Origin of the sequence: Photorhabdus heterorhabditis (assembly GCF_001280945.1) — a bacterium.
GTDB classification, from domain to species: Bacteria; Pseudomonadota; Gammaproteobacteria; order Enterobacterales; family Enterobacteriaceae; genus Photorhabdus; species Photorhabdus heterorhabditis.
Genome location: NZ_LJCS01000006.1, coordinates 52,848 through 74,745, shown reverse-complemented (window position 1 = coordinate 74,745; position 21,898 = coordinate 52,848). Strand labels below are relative to the sequence as shown.

Below are 21,898 nucleotides of genomic sequence, written 5' to 3'. Positions count from 1 at the left end.
AGCCGAATCCGCCTTTTCTAATTTATTTCACTGCAAACTTTTTAGCCTCATATCTTTCCAGTTACTCTCTACAAGACTCAAACAATTCTCACGTTTTTCTGGTCCGTAGATAACTTGCCAACCAGTAGGTACTGCAATGAATACAGGCCATAGTGAGTGTTGATTTTCATCATTTATTAATACAAAGAAATCAAGAGATTCATTTTCAAATGGATTGCTCAAAACATAAATCCTCAGTTTGGTTCATGATTAAAAAATCTTATATGTTAACTTTGGCAAGTCAATAAAAAATATTTATTTCGTGACAAAATCCACATTTATGATTATTTTTATTTTAAAAAAAGTTGAAATACACAATGAAATAAAAAACCAACTGCAAAGACACATATTGAATAACATATTATTCATATCATATAATCTAGTGATTAGTTTTCTCTTTTGTTATTAATTGGATTAAGGAGAGCATAAAAAACGTGGAGCATGACTATGCTGTAATCGTTGCGGTTAAATGGTTTTCTGTTTCTTCTCCCAATTGTATGCCCCGATACCAATGCTCAAATTGTACCTCTAGCTCACCGTTTAATACGGACGTTCACGTTTGCAATGAATAATGATCGCCTTGTTGACTCCATTGCATTTGTTGCTGATAAAGCCTCTTTTTGTCTCTCTATACCCAATGGATTTCAAGATGGATCGCGACGGCAAGGGAGCGAATCCCCGGGAGCATAGAGAACTATGTCGTAGAGAACTATGTAACCGGGGTGAGTGAGTGCAGCCAACAAAGAAGCAACCTGAAAGATAACAGGTATATACTTTGGTCCGTTGAGCTGGCTCTGATGTAGACATAACGCATGTTTCCCTTAGAGATTAACTTTTAGTCGGTTAAATCTAAAAAGATTATTTATCCTGTTATTTCCACGGATTTTTCTTATTTTCATAAAATTCTTAATTTATCTAATTTAAAAATTCCCCTATCGTTAAAATAGGGAAATTATGCCTTAGATATAGATAATTAAAGAGAAAAACTAATATTGGGACGCCAAAATTAATTTTTCTTTCCGCCAAAAACGAAAAAGGGACATTTTTCGACGTTGTAGTGAGAAACGACGTACAATATAGTTTGCGGTCAACTCCAGTGCCAAACACATCACAAAGTAAATCAACGCAACAAATAAAAAGACTTCTGTCGGGTAAACCATACTGCGGTTATTCACTTGAGTTGCTAAGAATGATAATTCCGCCACACCAACAATATACGCCAGAGAAGTATCTTTTATTAGAGCAATCCATTGGTTAATAAAGGAAGGCACCATCATGCGTAACGCCTGAGGCAAAACAATGTGCCAAAGCACCTGCCAGCGGTTGAAACCCAATGATAATCCAGCTTGCCACTGACCCGCACCAATCGCAATAATGCCCGCTTTCACACCATGCGCCAGATAAGCAGAGGTGATCAATGCCAAAGCACAAACCACGGTAGTGATTTCAGGGATTTCCATGCCAAGCACCACCGGCAACAGGAAGTAAGTCCAGAAAATCAGCATAATAACGGGAATTGCACGGAAAAAGCCCAATACTGCGGCTAACAGGTTAACCCAGAAGCCTTTCAGCATTGCCAGAGCAACACCTGCAATCGTACCCAATACCACTGAAATCGCACCAGCCATCAGGCTAATCACTAGTGTCAACGCCGCTCCCTCAAGAGGGCCATCTGGGAATGTTCCTAACAGCAAATAACGCCAATTTTCTGCAATGACTGAAAAATCCATGTTAATGCCCTCTCGCTATGGCTTGTTGCTGACGCCATTGTCCCCAACCCTCCATAATGGCAATGGTGGCAATATATAGCACCGTCGCAACACCAAATGCTTCAAACGTTTTCAATGTTTCAGTTTCTACCTGACGGGAAGCATATGACAACTCAGCGACACCAATCGCCATGGTCAGTGATGAGTTTTTTACAATATTCATGTACTGCCCCAGTAACGGAGGCAGTGCTATCTTCAACGCCTGTGGCAATACCACATAACGCATTGCCTGCCAGCTGGTTAGCCCCAGTGCATGGGCAGCATATTTCTGCCCTCGCCCAATCCCCTGAATACCTGAACGTAATTCTTCCGCCACAAATGGGGCTGAATAGAGAGTCAAGCCAATAAATCCAGCCAGGAATTCGAATGAAGGCCATGCTAATGGTAAACCTAACAGGTTGATTTCATGCGGTGTATTCAACCAGAACATGACTTCTTGCGGCAGTATTTGTCCTGATGCAAAGTACCAGAAGAACAGCTGTACCAATAGCGGTGTATTGCGGAATAAGGTCATGTAAACCGTTACTGACCAACGGAGAATTTTTAATTGGCTGTCACGGGCCGCTGCCAGCAAAAAGCCCAACAACGTGGAGGCCACAACGGTACAAGTGGATATCCATAACGTAATTAGAAAGCCCTGCCAAAGCCATTCCAGATATTGGGGAGCAAGCAAGTGCTCTGTAACAAATAACTCAAACATATCTTACGATTACCAAGTATTACTTATGACAAAACCCCGCAACAAGAAGACGGGGCTTTGTAACTTATCATCAGAATTTAGCTTGCTGCTCCAAAGGCGCAAACTTAAAGTCACCACGCGGCTGAGCTGACTTGGTATCCGAGCCAAACCAACGGTTGTAAATTTTCTCTGCTTCACCCTCTTTTTCTAGTTTCAGCAAAGTTTGGTTCACCGCCTCAACCAAGCGCTCTTCCCCTTTTACAGCAGCTACCGCCTGATATTCACGGGTGATGCTGAAAGGAGAGATCTCAAACTCAGCTTTTTGTGCTGCCGGTACGTTAGCCAGCAGACCTACCAGCTTAGCATCATCCTGAGTGATTGCTTGTACGTTACCGTTACGCAGTGCTGCAAATGCCAAAGGGGTATCATCATAAGAGATCACTTTTGCAGTCGGATAATGCTCACGCAGAGTAATTTCCTGTACCGTGCCTTTATCAGCACCAATACGTAAGTTTTTAATGTCTTCCGAAGATTTCAAAACGCCTTTGCGAGCAATAAATTTTTGCCCGGTAGCGAAATAAGGGATTGAAAAATCAACCTGTTTAGCACGTTCATCAGTGACCGTAAAATTGGCGGCAATGAGGTCAATTTTCTTTGATGCCAACAACGGTAAACGGTTTGCTGGGTTAGTTGGACGCAATTCCAGTTTCACACCAAGGTCATTCGCAATTGCGTTGGCAATATCTACATCATAACCCGCCAATTTTTTGGTTTGCGGGTCAATAAAACCAAACGGTGGATTACTGTCAAAAACGGCGATCCGCACTGAGCCAGCTTTTTTAATATCATCCAGTTTATCTGCCTTCGCAACACCCGTAACCAGTGCTAATCCGGCCAACAATGCCGTAACAAGAACGCGGGATTTCATTGAACACTCCTGATGGTAATTAATCATTTATTAATCATCACAAGCTATCAATTTCAATATAGTGCAGGAAATAATAAAAAAAACTATGTTTATAACTATACCCGTCATCTTTCAAGTTGCCTCTTTGTTGGCTGCACTCACTCACCCCGGTCACATCGTTATCTATGACATAGTTATCTATGCTCCCGGGGATTCGCTCCCTTGCCGTCGCGATCCATCTTGAAATCTATTGGGTATATAACGAATTATAGAACCAAAAATGCTGGCAAGAAAAATACCAGCATTGTCAGTGAGTTACTTGTTCTCTTTAGTCAACAATCTTTCTAGCTCATCCCCCCCCACATGCCGGAAATCCTGTCCCTTAACATAGTAGAAAATGAATTCACAAATGTTCTGACAACGGTCACCAATCCGTTCAATAGAACGGGCACAGAGCAGCACTGTCAGTACGCTTGGGATAGTTCGGGAGTCTTCCATCATATAAGTCATTAACTGGCGGACAATACCTTCATACTCTTTATCCACCTTTTTATCTTCGTGATAAATACGAACCGCTTCTTCCAGATCCATTCGGGCAAAAGCATCCAACACATCATGCAACATTTGTATGGTATGGCGGCCAAGTGATTCCAGGCTGACTAATAATGGCTGATGCTGATGTGAAAACTTTTCAAGTGCCGTCTGGCAGATTTTTTTTGCCACATCACCGATTCTTTCCAACTCAGCAATTGTTTTCGAGATCGACATAATTAACCGCAAATCACTTGCGGTCGGCTGACGCTTAGCAATGATACGAACACACGCCTCATCAATAGCAACTTCCATCATATTGACTTTATGGTCGTCTTCAATCACTTCGCGCGCCAGTGCTGCATCCTGATTATGCATAGCATTAATCGCTTTGCAGAGTTGCTCCTCCACCAGCCCACCCATTGCCATCAGTTCCGTACGGATATACTCCAGTTCAGCATTAAACTGACCTGAAATATGTTTGTTGAGATTCAGATTGTCCATGTTACGCCCCGTAATCAACCATAACGACCAGTAATATAGTCTTCAGTTTGTTTCTTTTTTGGTGTGGTAAACAATGTGTCTGTATCGCTGAATTCAATCAATTCACCAAGGTACATAAATGCGGTATGGTCTGAACAACGTGCCGCCTGCTGCATATTATGAGTCACAATCACCACGGTATATTCAGATTTAAGTTCACTAATCAATTCCTCAATACGTCCCGTAGAAATGGGATCAAGCGCTGAACAAGGCTCATCCAGCAATAACACTTCCGGGCGGATTGCAATCCCGCGAGCAATACATAAACGCTGTTGCTGACCACCAGACAAACTGTATCCACTCTGATACAACTTATCCCTGGTTTCATTCCACAATGCCGCTTTAGTCAAAGCCCACTGAACACGTTCATCCATTTCTGCTCTTGATAATTTTTCAAACAGACGAACACCAAAAGCGATATTGTCGTAAATAGACATCGGAAAGGGGGTTGGCTTCTGGAATACCATGCCAACTTTGGCACGCAGCAACGCCACATCTTGTTTATCCGTCAGGATATTGTTGCCATCCAGCAAAATTTCGCCTTCTGCCCGCTGTTCACCATACAGTTCATACATCTTATTGAAAGTACGTAGCAGCGTAGATTTACCGCAACCAGACGGACCAATAAAAGCCGTTACTTTGTTCTTTGCAATATTCAACGTAATATTTTTCAGCGCGTGAAATTTGCCGTAATAAAAGTTCAGATCGCGTACCCGAATTTTACTACCAGCAATGTCATTAGCCATGTTCATTCATACTCTCTCTGTTGAAAATATCAGTCAGTGCTTTTTCCTGGCAAACAGCACACGCGCCACAATATTAATGAGTAATACACACAGGGTTATCAATAATACGCCTGCCCACGCCAGGTGTTGCCATTCAGAAAATGGACTCATGGCAAATTTAAAGATAGTCACTGGCAGGTTGGCAATTGGCTGCCCCAGATCGGTACTCCAAAATTGATTGGAGAGAGAAGTGAACAGCAACGGCGCGGTTTCCCCAGCGATTCGAGCGATTGCCAGCAACACACCTGTAATAATGCCGGATACCGAGGCTTTCAGCGTAATGGCTGAAATCATTTTCCACTTAGGTGTTCCCAGCGCATAGGCCGCTTCACGCAGGCTGTCAGGCACCAGTTTCAGCATATTTTCCGTGGTTCTGATAACAATGGGTACCTGTAACAATGCCAACGCAATCACCCCTGCCCAACCGGAGAAATGTTGCATTTTCGTCACAATAACAGTGTAAACAAACAAACCAACGACAATAGACGGTGCCGACAACAGAATATCGTTTATAAAACGGATGACTTCTGCCAGCCATGAACGGCGGCCATACTCTGCCAGATAGATCCCTGCCATTATCCCCAAAGGGGTACCGATAATCGTCGCCCACAGGATCAATAATCCACTGCCAACAATGGCATTTGCTAATCCTCCCCCTTCTGTATTCGGTGGCGGTGTCATTTCAGTGAACAATGCCAGCGACATCCCGTCGAAGCCCTTGGTGACTGTGGAAAATAGAATCCATACCAGCCAGAACAGACCAAACAACATGGTTGCCATTGATAACAATAGAGCGAAGCGATTTTTCTGACGACGCCATGCCTGTTTATGGCTACGTGCATCGGCATTAACAGGCGGTTGTCCATCCATGATTGCCATATTAACGTCCCTCATTCTTCGCCAAACGCATAATCATCAGTTTTGACAACGCCAGCACGATAAAGGTGATCACAAACAGAATCAGACCAAGTTCCATCAATGCTGAGGTATGCAAACCAGATTCTGCTTCGGCAAATTCGTTCGCCAACGCCGAAGTAATACTATTACCCGGCATAAACAGTGAGAAACTATCGAGCTGGTAGGTATTACCGATGATAAAAGTCACCGCCATAGTTTCCCCCAGCGCCCGACCAAGTCCCAACATGACGCCACCAATCACACCATTCCGGGTGTAAGGCAGCACAATGTGCCAAATGACTTCCCAGGTGGTACAACCGATACCATAAGCGGATTCTTTCATCATCACGGGTGTCTGCTCGAATACATCACGCATAACTGAGGCGATATAAGGGATAATCATAATAGCGAGAATGACACCCGCCGCCAGAATACCAATCCCAAAGGCAGGACCAGAGAAGAGTTCCCCCACAACAGGAATACTGGAAAGGACATGACCTACCGGCTGCTGGAAATAGGTAGCAAACAGCGGAGCAAAAACGAACAGCCCCCACATGCCATACACAATACTTGGAATTGCAGCCAACAGTTCAATTGCCACCCCAAGCGGGCGTTTCAGCCAATTAGGTGCCAATTCTGTTAGGAACAATGCGATTCCGAAACTGACAGGTACTGCGATAATCAGAGCAATCAATGATGTCACCAATGTACCGTAAATCGGCACCAATGCCCCAAATTGCTCCGCTGGGGCATCCCACTCTTTATGCCAGAGGAAAGCGACACCGAACTGCTGGATGCTGGGCCAGGAGGCGATAATCAGTGAAATAATGATGCCACCCAGCAAAAATAAAGTCATCAGCGCCGCTAGCCGAACCAAAGCGCTGAAAATAAGATCGCCATTTTTACTGGGTGCTTTTATTGCCGTTTTCTGCTCGGCCATAGAGCTTATTCTCATCCGGGTAAACTCCCCCAACGCAAGGGGGAGAAATCAAAACTGCAAATTTAATCGATATTTAATACAGTAACTATCAGAACAAGCAAGTTAGTACAGTGCTTTGCCACTGCTATCCTTCACATGAGTTTTCCAAGCCGCACGAACTTGCTCAACCACTTCTTTTGGCAGAGTTGCATAATCCAGATCATTTGCTTGTTTACTGCCATTCTCATAAACCCAGTCAAAAAATTTCAACACCGCTGCCCCTTTGGCCGCATCTTTCTGCTGCTTATGAACCAAAATGAATGTGGTGGAAGTAATTGGCCAGACATGCTCCCCTAGCTGGTTTGTCAGATCCTGAGCAAATGTTTTATGCCATGCTGCTTTCTTCGCGGCGGCACTAAAACTGTCTTCTGTTGGGCTAACAACGTTGCCATCAGCAGATACCAGTTTGGTATAAGCCAAATGATTCTGTTTAGCGTAAGCATATTCAACATAACCAATGGAGCCAGTCAGACGCTGAACAAAGGCGGCAATCCCATCATTGCCTTTACCCCCTAAACCAACAGGCCAGCTTACCGTGGAACCTGCACCGACTTTCTCTTTCCATTCTTCGTTCACTTTAGAAAGATAACGGGTAAATACAAAAGAGGTACCGGAACCATCAGCACGACGCACTACAGCAATATCCTGTTCCGGCAGTTTTACTCCCGGATTCAGTTTAGTAATCGCCGGGTCATTCCACTTTTTCACTTTACCTAAATAGATATCGCCTAAAGTTTTACCATCTAATATCAATTCACCAGATTTAATACCTGGAATATTAACTGCCAGTACTACCCCGCCGATAACCGTCGGAAACTGAAATAAACCATCAGCAACTAATTTTTCATCGGATAAAGGGGAATCGGAAGCACCAAAATCAATGGTATTTGCCAGAATTTGTTTTACGCCACCGGATGAACCAATGCCTTGATAATTGACTTTATTACCTGTCTCTTTTTGATAAGAATCTGCCCACTTAGCATACACCGGTGCGGGAAATGTCGCACCGGCCCCCGTCAAGCTGGTGGCAGCGAATACAGACAGGGTTGTCAAAGAAAATGTCGCTGCCATTATGCTAGCTACAGTGGTACGCATCAGTTTCATAATCCCTCCTAATGGGATATTCAGAATCAACAAAGAAATGTGTCGTCAGATTAAAAAAGGTGCAGGAGGGAAAATAGATTAGTTTGGTTACAGCAAAATGTCCTAATTATGACACTTTTATGACAGCAAAATGCAAGCTCAGACTGAGGCTGACATAAAACTGTCATCTCCGCAGATCCTTAAAAAGGATCTTCCACAACCGGAATACAGGCACGGATAGATAACCCCCCTTTAGAACTGGCGCCAACTTCAATTTTCCCATCATGCGCATCAATAATCCGCTGAACAATAGCCAAACCTAACCCTGTTCCACTGTTACTACGTGCTCTTTCGCCCCGAACAAATGGCTGAAACAACTGGGGCAAATCTTCCTGTTTAATTCCAGCTCCATTGTCTTCTACTTGAAACCAAGCGAATTTATTTGTCTGACCACTACTGACTTTAATCCAGCCATTACCATAACGATTAGCATTAACCAACATATTCGCCAAAGCCCGTTTAATGGAAATTGGATTCGCGTTAACAGTTATTGGATTAAGCGACAAATTATTTTCAATATCCTGCTCATAACCATTTTCTGCGGAGATAACTTCTTTGAGAATAGAATTAAGTTCACAGAATTCCATTGGCATTTCCTGCCCGGTACGGAGGTAGTCAATAAATTGCTCAATAATGGCATTACACTCCTCAATATCTTTATTAATAGATTCGGACAGATAAGCATCTTTCTTGTTCATCATTTCTGTTGCCAGCCGGATACGAGTCAGTGGAGTACGCAAATCATGGCTTACCCCCGCCATTAATATTGTACGGTCACTTTCCAGTAACTTTATCCCTGCGGACATCTGGTTAAATGCGCGAATAGAAGCACGCACTTCCAGGGAACCCGCTTCTCGCACCGCTGGCATCATAATGCCTTTACCTGTTTGTCTGGCAGCATATTCCATTTCCAGCAAAGGGCGGTTCTGAAAACGGATATAAAGCCAGATACAACCAAACATCAATAATAAAATTGCCAGTATATAGCGGAAAACGGGAGAGAATTGATGTTGTTCGACTTCCGTCAGAGGAACCCTAACCCAAATATCAGGGGCAAGATAAGAATTAAGCCAAAGTATAGGGCTATCTTTGTTTATCTCAAGGCGAAGATCAGCTTCACCACCAAGATATTGACTCATCTTCTCACTCAAAAAATCATAATGCCTGGCCCAGAGCAAGCCTTGCATCTCTGCGTCAGACTCAGAATAGAGCGTAATACCCAGCTCCTGATAAATCTCTCGGCGTACTACCGGTGAGAGCACCAGAAAAGAACCGTCCTCCAGCTTCAACTTCTCAGCCATTAAGGTGCGAACTTCATACGCTAATACTTTATTGAACTGCTGCAAGCTTGGCATGATAACGAAATTTACAATAAATAAATAACTACTGACTAAGCTGATGAACAGCATAGCCATAACCAAGAATAAAGTACGGGTAAACGTACTGCGAGGAGAGAATCGCAATAGTTTCATACACAGCTTCCGTCAGGCACAAAAACATAGCCCAAGCCCCAGATGGTCTGGATATAACGGGGGTGTGTCGGATCTTCTTCAACCACACGGCGCAAACGTGAAACAAGAACATCAATGGATCGCTTCATTGTGCTATATTCCCGACCAAGCGCTAGATTCATCAACTTATTACGGGACAGCGGCACACCAGGAGAAGAAACCAGCACTTTCAGCACGGCAAATTCACCACTGGTCAATGGTATATGTTCATCTCCCTGAAACATTTCTCGAGTACTCAGATTGAGACTGAACTTACCAAAATTAATAATTGGATCATCCTCAGTAGGTACACCCAGTAATTTATTCGCCTGACGGCGTAACACCGCTCGAATACGAGCTAACAACTCACGCGGATTAAATGGTTTCGGAATATAGTCATCAGCACCAATTTCCAACCCAACAATACGATCTACCTCTTCACCTCTTGCTGTCACCATAATAATCGGCACCGGATTATTTTGGTTTCTCAGTCTTTGACAAACAGAAAGACCATCTTCTCCAGGTAACATTAAGTCCAACACGATTAAACTAATAGATTCCCTTGTCAATAAGCGGTCCATCTGCTCCGCATTAGCAGCACTAAGTACCTGAAAACCTTGTTCTGTCAGATAACGTTCTAATAACATTCGCAAACGCATGTCATCATCTACTACAAGGATTTTATTACCTTCTTGCATTATTACACTCCAAAATACCACATGCTTTTATAAATTTACCATTATGAAGAAGATTAAACCAAATATAGAGATCAAGTATATATTTTAAGTCAATTAGTTATCTATGCGCCCGGGGATTCTCTCCCTTGCCGTCGCGATCCATCTTGAAATCCATAGGGTATATAGCTAATAACTACAATCCAGTAAGCGACTACCCCGCATAAGAATCTTTGCGGTAATTTTTTCATCGGCCAGTTTACCAATCCGTGCTCTGGCTACCGGGGAATCAATAGAAATCCACTTGTTAATGGGATCAAATTCATCGGATAGGCTAAACGAAAAATATTTTCTGCTTCATACTCACCAAATAACCGGGCCTGCACACCAACACCGTTTTTTCCTTTCCAATAGGAACTGATCGGCAATTTTCAGCGCATCCCGTTATTTGTCCAAGAATCATATCTGCTGATCGATTTCTCTTAATCTTTTCTTACCATAGTAAACAATATTGAGTATTTTTTCTCCAGAAAAATCTCATGACTTACTCTCATTATCAGCAAACCCACAGCATACATATTATGTAATATGCAGAGTCACAAACTACACGATTTATGTCATCAATATTAGAGATAAACGGCATAATGCTCAGACTTGTAAGAAAATTCTGTTACCAACAGAGCTAACTAAAAATAGCTCGTTGATCCCTCATTTTCCATCCTTAGCCTCTACTTTTACCATAGCGGATAGAATGTCATATTTGCGGTCATACTGCCGAATGAACTCATCAATATTAATAAAGATAAATTCTGAATGACGACTTATTTTCTCGCTGAAATAATATAGCTAAAGGGATGGTGGTGACTGTAACCAGCCAGATATAGCTAATCGAAGGGGCTTATTAATTAACGATTTTTAAAGAAAAATTTCTTCACTAAACAATTTAAATACATAAATATAAAAAATGGTGAAAAAATCAGAAATTAAAAATTAACAATATAATTTTTTAATGATTAATCGGTTGACTATTAACCATGTTATTTTTATCCGGGTATTGACATCCTCCCCCACCTTCGCACTTCGTGACTCAGGAGGGGGATTCCCGTTAGTGGGTGACAGCTGATCGCCCAGATTCCGGTCTGAACGTATACGTATGCGAATATAAGTTTCAGTGCTCATTTAGCACCTAGTACATACTGATTTTTATACTCACTGAATGACCGTTAACGCATTTCACCCTGTGCCATCAGCCCGTCCTTAATGCGGCGAAACCACCGCCCTCCCAATAACGCCACCACAAGCTCAAGAGAAGCTATTGCGGCCAGAACCAGAATAAACAAGATCTTGCCCGAGCTCACTAATATCCACCCACCTATTACCGGAAATCCAAATATCCCCACAAAGTAGGCGACAACGAACCAGGTTAGGGCCGCATGACGATTCTCAAGAGCAGAGTCGTTTACTGCCCATGTTTGAATGACGGGATACACCAATCCATACCCTATCCCCGTTAACATGCCCGCCGCAATCTGAAACATGGGGTGAATCGGTATGCCTAGCAAGGCGAAAATACCGATGATTAAGCATGACATCAACACGGTGACTAACGGGATACGAGGCATCGTCGATAAACGTCGTGCTAACAAAAGCCGCGACACAACCACGGTTGCTGCATGTACCGCGAAGAATGTACTGGCATTTGCACGAGTTCCTTCGACGAGCGAACTCTGGAACGACATCATTCCAGAGAATACGCCGCCTCCCAGACCTACCATTATGATGGGACGGATCGCACTACTTGTAGCAATCTTCGTTATTTTTTTCACCCAAGGTCTCAGTGATAACTCCTGTTGACCATTGGGTTCCCTGATCCCAAAGGTTGCCAGCAGTAGTGAGGCAAGGATGCCAACGACGCCAACAAAGAGAAACGTTGTTCGGATGGGCATACCTACCTGCTCAACCGCTACGGCGAGGAAGATGGGACTGCCGCAAATCCCAGCCATTTGAAACGCGCTGAAACGGGTAAACCATTGGCCCCTGTCAGTATCAGTGACACGCTCCGACAACGCCATGGGTCCACTGATATAGAACATTCCCCACCCGAGTCCAATCAAGAATGCTGCGATACGCGGGATGTGACTCAGTTCACTGCTAAAGCCGCCTAAGAGAAAATAACCACAAGACATCGCAAACGCCGCGAGGGCAGCAAGTCGCGATGCTTCCAGTCGCCCGGCAAACCATCCGACCAAAGGAACACCAATCAAGGTGCCGACCAAGGCCACACCGAGAGTCGTCCCAGCGTCAATGTCACTCCCCCCTTGTGACCGAAAATACGCGGAAATAAGAAAGGTGGCGCCATATCCCCCCGCAGTGAACAGGGTTCCGAACAGGAGAAAAAGTGCCGACATTGTTCGCATGAGTCAAACTCCATCTTAATTATCATTGAGTAACGAATAATTTTGGTGCCATAGACCGCAGTTTATTCACCGCTTTTTCCAGACGGAGACAAACATACCGTATCTCGTCCTCATTATTAAATCTGCCCAATCCGAAACGCACACTGGCTTGAGCGAGTGCATCACTGACCCCTATTGCTTTCAGTACATATGACGGCGCCCTGTTAGCAGACGTGCATGCAGACCCAGAGGACAGCGCAACCTCAGAAAGCTCTAGCAAAAGCGAGTCAGCATCGATACCGTTGAAGGAGACATTTAACAGACCGGGAAGGCATTCGGTGGGATGGCCATTTATCCGAACACCAGCCACATTCTCGATAATATACGACCGAAGCAAATCCCGTAAATAACGTAACCTTATCGACTCATCGGTCAAATTTTTCACAGACAGCTCGACAGCACGACCGAAGCCTACGATCCCTGGAACGTTAAGGGTTCCAGAGCGTAAGCCTCGCTCATGCCCTCCTCCGACGATGAGAGGGGTAAGTATTGTGTTTTTATTGCGTGAATTGATATAAAGTGCGCCGATCCCCTTTGGTCCATAAATTTTGTGCGCGGAAAATGAGGCAAGACTGATGTTCATGCGCTGTACATCAAATTCTATTTTGCCGAGCGCTTGCGTGGCATCGGTATGAAGAGGAATATCATGCTCCTTACAGATTGCGCCTATCTCTTCAATTTTTTGTATTGAACCAATCTCGTTGTTAGCAGCCATAATTGAGACCAGATAGGTATCATCTCTTATTGCCCGAGATATTGAGTCTGGGGATACGACCCCGTCGCTTTGCGGCGGTAAATAGGTCACTTCCGTTCCCATTGATTCGAGCCGACTGCAACAATCAAGAACCGCTTTATGCTCAATTGTCGATGTGATGACATGCCCCCTCTTGCCCCGATGTTGAAGGCCCGCGATTGCAAGATTGTTCGACTCGGTCGCGCCAGACGTGAATATAATATCGGAATGACTCATCGCATTTATCGATGTTGAGATCACTTTCCTTGCATCATCAACAGCTTCCATTGCTTTCCACCCAAATGCATGGTTATTGCTGGCAGCGTTTCCATAAGCGTTGGTAAAATAGGGCATCATAGATTGAAGCACATCGGGATCTAATTGCGTTGTAGCGTTGTTATCCAGATATATAGGTCGGGCTAAGTTATACATAATTTTCTACCTTAACAAAGATGAAATTATTTTCTTATTATCTTGACTATATCTGCTGGGCAGTAATTATATCGCCTTTGCTCACATCACCCGCTTCATTAACAAGATTAAGACGGATGGCGGTTGAAACACCGAGCATGTGGCTGAGCTGGAGCCCACGCACATATGCCAAAGCTCTCGACCAGGCGCAATCCTCAAAGAATACCTCCAGAAGAGCGTCTAAGCCTTTGTGATTGCCGGCAGCTTTCTCGAAGTACTCCTTCGTAATTGCTGCACAGGTGAGTTTCTGGGTCGGCGCTTCGTAAGAAGCGTCTGACGTCGGTGGTTTGCCGTCAGCGAGGTTTTTGGACACCATCCGTCGGGTGATAATTTCGGGTATTTCCCCGGAAGCAAGGATGTGAACAAGGTGCTGCCTGGCTGAATCTTCGTGAATAACGCGTATTTCACTGAGCGGAATCTGATATTTTTCCGTTACCGGCAAGAATACATTCCTGATCGAGGTATGGAGATGACTCAAGCGAGGGTTCCGCTTTTGAGAATTAGTGAGGTTTTCTGTCAGGAACTGAAGGCGGAATATCCCATGATGATCGAAAGCCACGGATATCCTCGGCCATTGACCACATTTATCTTGGCTTTGCTTGGCAAACAGCAACGCAGCCTCAAAGGCTTTCAGTTGAGCCTCGACAACTATCTCACCATCTTTATTGAGATAAGCTCGTGAATTCCCCGCCAATATGCTTACGTTAGTTTCTTGCTGATTCATTGTCATCAATATCCTTTTCCATGATGGATCATACGTATAAGAATGACCGCAAGGATCCGTTAATTTTTGGATCGGGGAACGTTCAGAGTGGCAGGTATAACACAGAGAATAATGCGCTCTTTATAACTAAAAGTTCGCCAAATACCGTTTTCTCTTGAAACCCCTGTTATATGAAATAAGAATTTCTTATATCAACAAGAGTATATTTCCCAGAAAAAAAGGAAGGGTAAAGGTTAACGTCTCTTTTTTATTTAAAAGTGGATCTTCGTCTTATTTAGACTGAAAATTAATGTGTCTTTTTATGTAAAAAGTAGATCTCTATCTTGTTTAAAATATCGTTGGTTGCTGAGATTATTTTGAATCGTTAGGATCTTTAGAGTTGACTACCGTATTCAAAGTCAGTAACAAAAAGCTGTACTTATCTCCTGTGCGGAACATATATCAAAACAAATTAAAATGAAAACTAAGCTTATAACTCGTGAAGGCTACGACAACCTAAAGAAAGAATTGGATTATCTATGGCGTGAAGAACGCCCGGAAGTTACCAAAAAAGTCACCTGGGCGGCGAGTCTCGGTGACAGGAGTGAGAACGCAGATTATCAATATAACAAGAAGAGACTGCGGGAAATTGATCGGCGGGTCAGATACCTTACCAAGAGCCTGGAAGCACTACGATGTGTTGATTACTCACCTCAACAAGACGGAAAAGTGTTTTTTGGTGCATGGGTCGGGATAGAAAATGATCAAGGAGAGATAAAACGCTTCCGTATCGTTGGGTACGATGAAATTTTTGGTCGTAAAGACTACATATCCATCGATTCTCCAATGGCTCGGGCTTTACTCAAGAAAGAAGTCGGAGACAGCGTAATCGTTCATACGCCAACAGGAGAAGCCATGTGGTACGTGAATGAGATCGAATATGTGAAATAGGCAGAGTCGGCGCAATAAAATAACGTGACTTTTTTCCATGAGAAATCCAAAGAAAAGATTCGATTCAACAGCAGTTATTAGAGCGTAACTTGCAATAAATTCGTTGAATTGTGGCGTAACCGATCAGAATAAGATTAGGCATGAACTGGAAATTGTTCCTCCTAAAACGTATAAAGGGTTTTTTGCAAATATTTGAAGCCTATCCACCAGAAGAAAACACAACATGAATGAATCTCTGAGCCAAATTATTGCAAGTGAGCTACAGGCCCAGCCACAACAGGTACTTTCAGCGATCAGCTTGCTTGATGAAGGGAACACCGTTCCTTTTATTGCCCGATATCGTAAAGAGGTCACCGGAGGTCTGGATGATACCCAACTTCGCCAACTTGATAGCCGCCTTGGTTATCTACGCGAACTGTCAGACCGTCGCCAAACCATTCTTAAATCCATTGATGAACAAGGTAAGCTGACACCAGAGCTGGCCGAAGCAATTAATGGAACACTGAGTAAAACAGAGCTGGAAGATCTCTATCTTCCCTACAAACCCAAACGCCGCACCCGTGGGCAAATCGCTATTGAAGCGGGCCTTGAGCCTCTGGCCGACTCTCTATGGCAAGATCCACAACAAGAACCAGACTTGGCTGCCGCTGCCTTTGTTAACACCGATAAAGGTGTGGCTGACACCAAAGCTGCTCTGGATGGCGCCCGTTATATCCTGATGGAACGCTTCTCCGAAGATGCCGCATTATTAGCAAAAGTTCGGGAATATTTATGGAAAAATGCCCATCTGGTCGCCAAAGTCGTCACAGGAAAAGAGGAGGAAGGCGCTAAATTCCGCGACTACTTTGATCATCATGAGCCTGTCGCACAGGTCCCTTCTCACCGTGCACTAGCCATGTTCCGTGGCCGTAATGAAGGAATACTGCAACTTTCCCTGAATGCTGATCCCCAATTTGATGAACCTCCCAAAGAGAGTCACGGTGAGCAGATTATTACGGAACATCTTAATCTACGTCTAAACAATGCACCGGCAGATAGCTGGCGCAAAGCCGTAGTAAACTGGACATGGCGTATCAAGGTATTGCTCCACCTTGAAACTGAGTTGATGAGCACCTTACGCGAAAAAGCAGAAGATGAAGCCATCAAAGTGTTCGCCCGCAATCTGCAAGATCTGCTAATGGCTGCACCAGCAGGTATGCGGGCAACAATGGGACTCGATCCTGGTCTGCGTACGGGCGTTAAAGTTGCGGTAGTCGATGCCACTGGCAAACTGATAGCCACAGACACTATTTATCCGCATACCGGACAAACCACCAAAGCAGCCGCAAGCGTAGCCGCGTTGTGTATCAAACATCAGGTAGAACTGGTCGCTATCGGTAACGGAACCGCTTCTCGCGAAACAGAACGTTTCTTCGCGGATATACAAAAACAGTTCCCGGAGATAAAAGCACAAAAAGTCATTGTCAGTGAGGCAGGAGCATCTGTTTATTCTGCATCTGAGTTGGCCGCCCAGGAGTTTCCTGATCTGGATGTTTCACTGCGTGGTGCAGTTTCTATCGCCCGCCGCCTGCAAGATCCACTGGCTGAGTTAGTGAAAATCGATCCTAAATCCATTGGTGTGGGTCAGTATCAACATGATGTTAGCCAGACTCTGCTTGCCAAGAAACTGGATGCGGTAGTTGAAGATTGTGTGAATGCTGTCGGTGTCGATCTGAATACCGCCTCCGCACCTCTGCTCACTAAGGTGGCCGGGCTGACGCGTATGATAGCCCAGAATATCGTAAACTGGCGTGATGAGAATGGCCGCTTCAATAACCGAGCACAATTACTGAAAGTCAGCCGCCTTGGGCCAAAAGCTTTTGAGCAGTGCGCCGGATTCCTGCGTATTAGTCACGGTGATAACCCACTGGATGCATCGACCGTTCACCCGGAAGCCTATCCAGTCGTTGAAAAAATTCTGGCAGCGACTGAACAGAAGCTTCAAGAATTAATGGGCAATCCTTCCTCACTGCGTGGATTAAAACCTGAAGACTTCACCACAGAACAATTTGGGGTTCCAACCGTTAGCGATATTCTGAAAGAGTTGGAAAAACCGGGCCGCGACCCACGCCCAGAGTTTAAAACCGCGACCTTTGCGGAAGGCGTGGAAACGATGAACGACCTGCGCCTAGGTATGATACTGGAAGGTACCGTGACAAATGTGACTAACTTTGGTGCATTTGTCGATATCGGCGTCCATCAGGATGGTCTGGTGCACATCTCTTCATTGTCAGAGCGGTTTGTAACAGATCCCCACACGGTGGTAAAAGCAGGCGATATCGTCAAAGTAAAAGTACAGGAAGTTGACCTAAATCGTAAACGTATTGCGCTGACCATGCGCCTCGATGAACAACCGGGAGAAACCAGCTCACGCCGCAGCAGCAATACCCAAGCTGACCGCCGTCCTGAACGCAATGACCGGAACCGCAATACTCCACGCTCTCCTGCCTCAGCCGGGAACAGTGCCATGAGTGATGCACTCGCCGCCGCATTCGGAAAAAAACGCTGAGATTCATATACCTGTAAAGATGCACTGCCAAGGCAGTGCATCTCAGATTACGGAGATTTCTGCCATGTTAAGAACACTGCCCCCTCAAACTTTCACTATAAATATACATTTCAAGGAGTAGATTAGCGAAAAACGCCGTAAACCCTCGCCCAGTGCCAGGCAGGTGCTGAACGGTGACAAACTGACGCCCGGTGTGAACGGAAGGCATCAGTTGTCGTAGGAATGTGGTCATAATAGAAGTTCTGAATTTGGAATGGGAACCAAGATATTAACTGATAAGGGATAACTTTTGCGGCCCCCTCTTTACGGCGGGGAGCAGTCACAGAAGGGGCTAATATAGTTCCTAATCAAGCATTTAGAATACCCGGTAAATGTTATGAAGTTAGCATTATATAGAAAATCAATGAATTACCTTTGGATTTAAGAGGATCGGAATACAAACGATACCATAAATATCGCTGCTGAGAGACTGAAACATCGAAAGACAAAAACACCTTCGATTAAGGGTGCTGTACTGCCAGAGCAGGGCATCTTTATATCTTTTTAGCCAGAAGAAATCCACATTCACTTATCAATCTCAACCTTGGTGACTTCAATAATCAATAATGAAAATGCAACTAATATTGAAATCAATGTTAGTTATTATTTCCATTTACAATTAATATGGATAGAATAAAAATCGTACTTTTTATTCATTAACACGATTATCACTCTTACTTGCAAACATCGCGGAAGGTTATATGCAACTTCTTCCAGACCATAGTTACAAAATCATTGGCTTTTCTCCAAAGATAAGCCCCGCTTACCGGCAAAAATTGCTGTCACTAGGCATGTTACCCGGTTCCTCTTTTCATGTTGTCCGCTTAGCTCCTTTAGGCGATCCGATACAAATTGAGACTCGTAGAGTCAGTCTGATTCTGAGAAAAAAAGACTTGGAATTTCTTACATTAGACAACACTCAGTGAAACTGAATAATCCATTACAAACCACAAAACTGTTATTTCTAATCTTAATTTGGCAACGAAAACATGAAAGCACTCACCATTGGCTTAATCGGTAACCCCAATGCCGGCAAGACAACGTTATTTAACCAACTCACTGGCGCGCGCCAGCGTGTAGGCAACTGGGCGGGCGTCACGGTAGAACAGAAAACTGGCCGTTTTATCACGGCGGATCATAAAATCGAATTAGTTGACCTGCCAGGAACCTACTCTCTCACCACAATTTCCGAACAGACATCACTAGATGAGCAAATAGCCTGTCACTATATTCTAGGCGGTGATGCTGACATACTGATTAACGTAGTCGATGCTTCTAACCTTGAGAGAAATCTCTACCTGACACTACAACTACTGGAATTAGGCATTCCATGCATTATTGCACTAAATATGCTAGATATTGCTAAAAACCAACATATCCAAATTGATATTGCCGAACTAGAACAACGCCTTGGCTGCCCGGTTATTCCAATGGTGTCAACACGTGCCACCGGGCTAAATGAGCTGAAACAAGCGATAGATCATCATAAACAGAACTCAGTGCAGCCACTGATTCGCTACCCTGACAGCCTATTACAGGAAGTTGACCAGCTATCTGGTGCAATTTCAGACAATTTTAATCCTCAACAACGCCGCTGGTTAGCTCTCCAGATGCTTGAAGGAGATATTTACAGCCTGGAACGTTCTGGTCTTGCTACTTCAATATTGGCTGAATCTAAAGAACGCCTGCAACAACAGCAACATGAAGAACCGGAACTGGTCATTGCCGATGCTCGCTATCAAAGCATCAACGCGTTATGTATGGCAGTGATCGACACCCAAAAAGCCATGCCAAACAAACTCACACAGGCAATCGATAAAATCATCCTCAACCGCTGGCTAGGTGTGCCAATTTTCCTGGTTGTTATGTATTTAATGTTCGTGCTGGCAATTAATATCGGTGGTGCATTACAGCCTATTTTCGACGGTGGTTCTATTGCTATTTTCATTCACGGCGTTCAATGGCTTGGTCATACATTAAGCTTCCCTGAATGGCTGACGGTTTTCCTCGCACAGGGTATCGGTGGCGGTATTAACACAGTGCTACCACTCGTGCCACAAATCGGCATGATGTATCTATTCCTCTCTTTCCTTGAAGATTCTGGTTACATGGCACGAGCGGCGTTTGTCATGGATCGCCTAATGCAAGTGCTGGGACTGCCCGGTAAATCTTTTGTCCCGTTGATTGTTGGCTTTGGTTGTAACGTCCCATCGATTATGGGTGCGAGAACACTAGATGCACCACGTGAACGTCTGATCACAATCATGATGGCGCCATTTATGTCCTGTGGTGCACGGCTGGCAATCTTTGCTGTATTCGCCGCTGCATTCTTCGGTAAAAATGGTGCCACCGTTGTTTTCTCCCTTTACATATTGGGAATTATGGTTGCTATCCTGACTGGCCTGATGCTGAAATGCACCATTATGCGTGGTGAAGCTTCACCATTCGTTATGGAGCTTCCGGTTTACCATATTCCACATCTGAAAACCCTGTTTCTGCAAACCTGGCAACGCCTGAAAGGTTTTGTTATCCGTGCCGGTAAAGTGATCGTTATCGCCAGTATGTTTATTGGTGCACTCAACAGCTTTTCTTTTTCAGGTCAAGCGGTGGATAGCATCAACGAATCCGCGCTGGCTTCGGTCAGCAAAGTCATTACACCGGTATTACAGCCAATCGGAGTTCACCCAGATAACTGGCAGGCAACCGTGGGCCTGATAACCGGCGCAATGGCAAAAGAAGTGGTTGTTGGGACACTAAATACCCTGTACACCGCGGAAAATATTACTAATGAACCGTTTGACGCAGATGGTTTCAACCTACTTGGTGAACTGAAAGATGCGGTTGATGAAACCTGGGATAGTTTAAAAGACACCTTCACTCTGAGCGTCCTTTCTAACCCAATCGAAGCCAGTAAAGGTGACGGTGATATGGATAGCGGTTCTATGGGAACAATGAGTGCCAAATTCGGCTCTGCGATTTCCGCTTACAGCTATTTAATCTTCGTTCTACTGTATGTTCCCTGTGTTTCTGTGATGGGCGCTATCGCCCGCGAAACTAGCCGCGGCTGGATGACATTTTCTATTCTATGGGGACTGAATGTAGCTTACTCAAGCTCAGCGCTGTTCTATCAGATTGTGACTTTTTCACAACATTCACAGAGCAGCCTAATCACAATCCTTACTATAGCCATATTTAACGTATTAGTGTTTTTCTTCCTACGTCGGGCACGCAGCCGCGTAACGATGAAGCTGAACAACAACACTGGAAATCGTTGCCACTGCTCCAGTGGAAACTGCCACTAGGAGCCGAGAATGATTAGCTTGTTACAAGTAAGGGATGCAGTCGCTCTGAATGGACGGGCTGATGCCAAACTGTTGAGCCACCAGCTATCTGCTTCACTGTCGATGATTGAAGCTATGCTTGAGCAGCTCACAGTAATGGGCAAACTGGAAAAAATCAATGCAACTGCCTGCCTGAGTGGCAGTTGCAAACAATGCCCTGAGGTACAGAAATGTGATACGGCGGTTTATCGGATCGCTGGAGGACATTGAATAATTAAAA

At 44.4% G+C, this 21,898-nt stretch carries 19 protein-coding genes; 5 read left to right on the top strand and 14 right to left on the bottom strand.

Going from position 1 to position 21,898, the window contains the following annotated elements; translation table 11 throughout:
• Window positions 1-27 precede the first annotated feature (27 nt).
• The 14 genes from pttA to AM629_RS04015 all read right to left on the bottom strand — a co-directional run bounded on the left by pttA (window position 28) and on the right by AM629_RS04015 (window position 14,820).
• Window positions 28-231, bottom strand: a complete 204-nt coding sequence (gene pttA / locus AM629_RS04080) for a phototemtide A NRPS accessory protein PttA (RefSeq protein WP_235525392.1) — start codon at window positions 229-231, stop codon at window positions 28-30.
• Between the two features lie 794 nt (window positions 232-1,025).
• Window positions 1,026-1,769 (bottom strand): amino acid ABC transporter permease, encoded by a 744-nt coding sequence (locus AM629_RS04075; protein WP_054476382.1) that lies wholly within the window; start codon window positions 1,767-1,769, stop codon window positions 1,026-1,028.
• A 1-nt stretch (window position 1,770) separates the two neighbouring features.
• Entirely contained in the window at window positions 1,771-2,508 is a 738-nt protein-coding gene (locus AM629_RS04070; RefSeq protein WP_054476381.1) for an amino acid ABC transporter permease, read from the bottom strand.
• 70 nt (window positions 2,509-2,578) lie between these two features.
• On the bottom strand, window positions 2,579-3,415 hold the full coding sequence (locus tag AM629_RS04065; protein WP_054476379.1) for an ABC transporter substrate-binding protein: 837 nt from the start codon (window positions 3,413-3,415) through the stop codon (window positions 2,579-2,581).
• Window positions 3,416-3,709: 294 nt separating this feature from the next.
• Window positions 3,710-4,429 carry a phosphate signaling complex protein PhoU gene (gene phoU / locus AM629_RS04060; protein ID WP_054476375.1) on the bottom strand — a complete coding sequence of 240 codons (720 nt, stop codon included), beginning with the start codon at window positions 4,427-4,429 and terminating at the stop codon, window positions 3,710-3,712.
• 14 nt (window positions 4,430-4,443) lie between these two features.
• Window positions 4,444-5,214 (bottom strand): phosphate ABC transporter ATP-binding protein PstB, encoded by a 771-nt coding sequence (pstB, locus tag AM629_RS04055; RefSeq protein ID WP_188093361.1) that lies wholly within the window; start codon window positions 5,212-5,214, stop codon window positions 4,444-4,446.
• A 33-nt stretch (window positions 5,215-5,247) separates the two neighbouring features.
• On the bottom strand, window positions 5,248-6,132 hold the full coding sequence (pstA, locus tag AM629_RS04050; protein ID WP_054476373.1) for a phosphate ABC transporter permease PstA: 885 nt from the start codon (window positions 6,130-6,132) through the stop codon (window positions 5,248-5,250).
• A 1-nt stretch (window position 6,133) separates the two neighbouring features.
• Window positions 6,134-7,090 (bottom strand): phosphate ABC transporter permease PstC, encoded by a 957-nt coding sequence (gene pstC, locus AM629_RS04045; protein ID WP_054476372.1) that lies wholly within the window; start codon window positions 7,088-7,090, stop codon window positions 6,134-6,136.
• Between the two features lie 102 nt (window positions 7,091-7,192).
• A complete protein-coding gene (gene pstS / locus AM629_RS04040) occupies window positions 7,193-8,233 on the bottom strand; it encodes a phosphate ABC transporter substrate-binding protein PstS (protein WP_054476370.1) in 1,041 nt (346 codons plus the stop codon).
• Window positions 8,234-8,412: 179 nt separating this feature from the next.
• Window positions 8,413-9,744 (bottom strand): two-component system sensor histidine kinase EnvZ, encoded by a 1,332-nt coding sequence (gene envZ / locus AM629_RS04035; protein WP_054476368.1) that lies wholly within the window; start codon window positions 9,742-9,744, stop codon window positions 8,413-8,415.
• The gene (ompR, locus tag AM629_RS04030; RefSeq protein WP_054476366.1) at window positions 9,741-10,460 is read right to left on the bottom strand and encodes an osmolarity response regulator transcription factor OmpR; all 720 of its coding nucleotides are present in this window, start codon (window positions 10,458-10,460) and stop codon (window positions 9,741-9,743) included. Before ompR ends, envZ begins: the two co-directional genes overlap by 4 nt.
• 1,199 nt (window positions 10,461-11,659) lie before the next feature.
• Window positions 11,660-12,853: an MFS transporter gene (locus AM629_RS04025; RefSeq protein ID WP_054476365.1), complete on the bottom strand. Its 1,194-nt coding sequence runs from the start codon at window positions 12,851-12,853 to the stop codon at window positions 11,660-11,662.
• Between the two features lie 22 nt (window positions 12,854-12,875).
• Window positions 12,876-14,057, bottom strand: coding sequence for a cysteine desulfurase family protein (locus AM629_RS04020; RefSeq protein WP_054476363.1), 1,182 nt, complete (start codon window positions 14,055-14,057; stop codon window positions 12,876-12,878).
• Between the two features lie 46 nt (window positions 14,058-14,103).
• Window positions 14,104-14,820 (bottom strand): hypothetical protein, encoded by a 717-nt coding sequence (locus tag AM629_RS04015; RefSeq protein ID WP_054476426.1) that lies wholly within the window; start codon window positions 14,818-14,820, stop codon window positions 14,104-14,106.
• Between the two features lie 456 nt (window positions 14,821-15,276).
• On the opposite strand from AM629_RS04015, the gene greB reads away from it, so the two are divergent.
• From greB to AM629_RS03990, 5 genes are all read left to right on the top strand, one after another.
• A complete protein-coding gene (gene greB / locus AM629_RS04010) occupies window positions 15,277-15,750 on the top strand; it encodes a transcription elongation factor GreB (RefSeq protein WP_054476362.1) in 474 nt (157 codons plus the stop codon).
• Window positions 15,751-15,973: 223 nt separating this feature from the next.
• Window positions 15,974-18,298 (top strand): Tex family protein, encoded by a 2,325-nt coding sequence (locus tag AM629_RS04005; protein ID WP_054476361.1) that lies wholly within the window; start codon window positions 15,974-15,976, stop codon window positions 18,296-18,298.
• A gap of 740 nt (window positions 18,299-19,038) precedes the next feature.
• Window positions 19,039-19,263 (top strand): ferrous iron transporter A, encoded by a 225-nt coding sequence (gene feoA / locus AM629_RS04000; protein WP_054476360.1) that lies wholly within the window; start codon window positions 19,039-19,041, stop codon window positions 19,261-19,263.
• 63 nt (window positions 19,264-19,326) lie between these two features.
• Complete coding sequence (feoB, locus tag AM629_RS03995) at window positions 19,327-21,639, top strand: Fe(2+) transporter permease subunit FeoB (RefSeq protein WP_054476358.1); 2,313 nt, start codon at window positions 19,327-19,329, stop codon at window positions 21,637-21,639.
• Window positions 21,640-21,648: 9 nt separating this feature from the next.
• Window positions 21,649-21,888, top strand: coding sequence for a FeoC-like transcriptional regulator (locus AM629_RS03990; RefSeq protein WP_054476356.1), 240 nt, complete (start codon window positions 21,649-21,651; stop codon window positions 21,886-21,888).
• Window positions 21,889-21,898 lie beyond the last annotated feature (10 nt).